Source organism: Streptomyces sp. NPDC057253 (assembly GCF_042669125.1).
Taxonomy (GTDB): domain Bacteria; phylum Actinomycetota; class Actinomycetes; order Streptomycetales; family Streptomycetaceae; genus Streptomyces.
In genome coordinates, this window is sequence record NZ_JBHUXV010000280.1 from 1 (window position 1) to 3,018 (window position 3,018).

At 72.8% G+C, this 3,018-nt stretch carries 3 protein-coding genes; all 3 read right to left on the reverse strand.

The features are described from left to right. Positions 1–41: 41 nt before the first annotated feature. From ACFULQ_RS48910 to ACFULQ_RS48920, 3 genes are read right to left on the reverse strand one after another with little or no spacing between them, the layout of a single operon-like run. Positions 42–716 carry a hypothetical protein gene (locus tag ACFULQ_RS48910; protein ID WP_383558272.1) on the reverse strand — a complete coding sequence of 225 codons (675 nt, stop codon included), beginning with the start codon at positions 714–716 and terminating at the stop codon, positions 42–44. Then, positions 713–1,024 (reverse strand): hypothetical protein, encoded by a 312-nt coding sequence (locus tag ACFULQ_RS48915; protein ID WP_383558275.1) that lies wholly within the window; start codon positions 1,022–1,024, stop codon positions 713–715. Before ACFULQ_RS48915 ends, ACFULQ_RS48910 begins: the two co-directional genes overlap by 4 nt. A gap of 28 nt (positions 1,025–1,052) precedes the next feature. Further along, positions 1,053–2,984, reverse strand: a complete 1,932-nt coding sequence (locus ACFULQ_RS48920; RefSeq protein ID WP_383558278.1) for a hypothetical protein — start codon at positions 2,982–2,984, stop codon at positions 1,053–1,055. Positions 2,985–3,018 lie beyond the last annotated feature (34 nt).

The window sequence follows — 3,018 nt, forward strand, 5'->3', positions numbered from 1 at the left end:
CCGGCCCACGGGGTCGCCGTGGGCCGGACGTCCGGGGTGGGTCAGCGGGGCGGCCAGCCGTCCAGGTGACGGCGCATGGTGACGTCGTGCTGGGCGTCGCCCTTCGGGGCGTGGTCCACGGCGTCCTTGAGGACGGCGTTGACCTCCGCCGCGAGGCCGTCGGCCTGGGCGCGCAGGTCGGACGCGGGGACCTTGGAGCGGGTCAGCGCGTCCAGCCTGCGGTGGATGTCGGCGAGTTGGCGGCGGTGGGAGGAGTCGAGGGCGAGCGGGGTGGGCGTGGAGACCACGAACTGGTAGGCGCCGGCCAGGGTCTGGCAGCCGGTGCAGCTCTTGTTGGCGGCGTCGCTGAGGTTCACGGCGTTCAGCCGGGTCTGCTCGCCCGCGAAGGTGACGATCTGGAAGGACAGCGCGACCGAACGGCAGGCGTCATCGGCGGAGCAGCCCGACGACACGGCGTTCGCCTGGTTGCGGACGTTGGCGGCGCTGACATTGCCGTACTGGCGGATGGTGAAGGAGTCCTTCGCCTCGGTGTGGTCGAGCTGGTTGGCCCGGCTGAACACATGGTCCGAGGCCACGGCGACCTTCGCGGGCCCGTTGCCCGCGGCCTGCGCCGGCACAGCGGTCGCCACACCGGCGACCCCGGCGGCGAACAGCCCCACGCGCACGGCACGGCGGGTCAACGGGGTGGAGGTACGAGGTTTTCGATGACTGCTCAAGGGGTCTCCTTGGGTGTGTGGTCGGTACGGATGTGGGGGGTGACGGCGATGGCCCCGGGCCCGGCGGTGAAGCAGGGCGACGGCGGGACCTCCGGCGCCCCGCGCACTCGCGGACCTCTCTGCTCACGGCACCCGCCCTTCAGGGCCCGCACGATGTTGGCCGCCGAGGCGACCTCCGCGGCGGTGGCCGACGCCTGACCGCCGTGCCGCGCGGCGAACTCCGGCCCGGGGCGGTCGTGCTCGGGGAGACCGTCACGTACGACGCCCTCCCCTCGCCCCGCCCACGGCACGGAGCACCGACGGCTCAAGCCGTCCCGCCCCCGCCGCCCTCCTCTCTCACGAAGAAGCCGGCGGGCCGCTGGCCGGTGGTGGAGGTGCGGTGTCGGTCGGGGTGGGCTGGGTGCTTTCCGACGGGATCGGGGAGGTGACCGGGGTGGACGGACCGGGGCCCGTGCCCGGTGACGACGGGTCCGGGTCCGTGGAGCCGCCCGGGGCCGCGGACGCCGTACCGCGGGCCGTGCCGCCGGTCGCCGTGCCCGGCGCCGTCGCGGACGCGGCCGGTGAGGCGGACGCCGAGGCGGCGGCCGAGGTGCCCGCGGACGGGGCGGCGGAGCCCGAGGCGGCGCCCGCCGAAGCCGGTGGGACCGCGCCGGGGCCGGTGCCGGACGGGTCGCCCGACGGGTCGTCGCCCGAGGTGGCCGCGTCGCCGTCCGGTGTCGTGGCCTGCCGGGGCTCCGGTTCCTCCGTCGACACCCCCGGCTGGAGGATCGGCGCGATCGGCGGCTTCTTGGGCAGCGGCTGGGGTGTCAGACCCGAGGTCCACGCGTAGCTCAGCCCCGTCAGCCCGGCGAAGACCACCGCGCACAGCGCCAGCCGCAGCACGGGCCGCCCGTCCGTGGACCGTTTGGCGGCACGGAAGATCCGCCCCCCGATCTTCACGGTGAGATAGACGACCCCGCCCATCGGGATGAGCAGCATCAGACAGCCCAGCACCCCGACGAGACCCTCGACGATCTTCCCGTCCGCGAGGGCCGACCCGGTGCCGGAGAACTGCTCGACCATGGACCGGGTCATCGTGGCGATGATCCTCGGCAGGTTCCACAGCGCGTACGCCAGCTCGCCGATGATCAGCGGCACCATCGTCAGCACCCAGGCCGCAACCACGGTCCGCGCCGACTTCTTCAGCCCGGCGACCTCCTTGCGCGCCGCCCGCCCCCTGCGCCCCGGTACCAGCCCCAGCAGGATCGGCTTGATCTTGCCGTAGAGGTCCGGCACCCCCGCGAGGTCGCCCAGGATGTAGTAGCCGTCGAGGCGCACGGCCGGCATCAGCTGTTCGAGGATCTCGAAGTGCCCGAGATAGACGGCCGCCAGGAAGAACGGCTCACCGGTGGCGAAGTACAGCCCGGCCATGCCGAGCATGAAGACCACATTGAAGTAGACGCCGCCGAGGTCGGTCCTGATCCGCCCGCCCCGGCCGATCCGGTAGACGTCGGTGACGTCGGTGTACATCGACGGCCAGATGAGGAAGATCCCGCAGCCGATGCAGCCGGGCCGGGCACCGCCGTATCTGCACGCGGAGGCGTGGCCGAACTCGTGGAAGACGAGCGAGGCCACGGTCAGCAGGAAGACGGCCAGGATCAGCACCGGCTGGTCGAGGACCTCCAGGACCGGCTCGATCGCCCCGTAGAAGGCGAAGAGCCAGACGTCCATGGCCACGGCCGCCGCGATCATGACGGCGACCACGACCGGCCGGTGCAGCCACGCGAACATCCGCGCGATCTTCGCCGTGCGCCGCTCGTCGAAGATGACCCGGTGGCCCTTGAGGGCGAGCAGCAGGTCGGAGCGCGGGGCGTCGACCTCGTCGCTCTCCTGGCCCTCGGGGACCGTCACCCCGAGCGGTTCGAGCTTCTTCTCCACCAGGTAGCGGATGTTGTCGCCGCTGACCTCGCGGCCGAACCGCGCGCTCACCCGGTGGGCGATCGACTCGGTGTCGCGCAGGCCGTCGACCGACGACGCCACGAGGTACAGCAGCCGTGACAGCTGCACGACCTGCCCGTCCCCCCGACGGGCGATGTACTTGGGTTCGGTGAACCCCGATCCCTGGTACTCGCCGTGCAGTCGCAGTCCCGCGCTGAGCCGGGGCACCAACTGCGGTTCCACGACCGGCAGGCTGCCGGTCGCGACCTGCTCGTAGGTCACCGGCCAGCCGCCGGGCCCGGGCACCGGCCCGGTGTCGTACAGCGTCGGCCCGTCTCCGAGCACTGTCATATGTGGTCTCCCCCCATGTCCTGCCCCCCTCATG

Excerpts from the sequence above, each read along its gene's own strand:
- ACFULQ_RS48920 (WP_383558278.1), bottom strand. The coding sequence starts at position 2,984 with ATGACAGTGCTCGGAGACGGGCCGACGCTGTACGACACCGGGCCGGTG.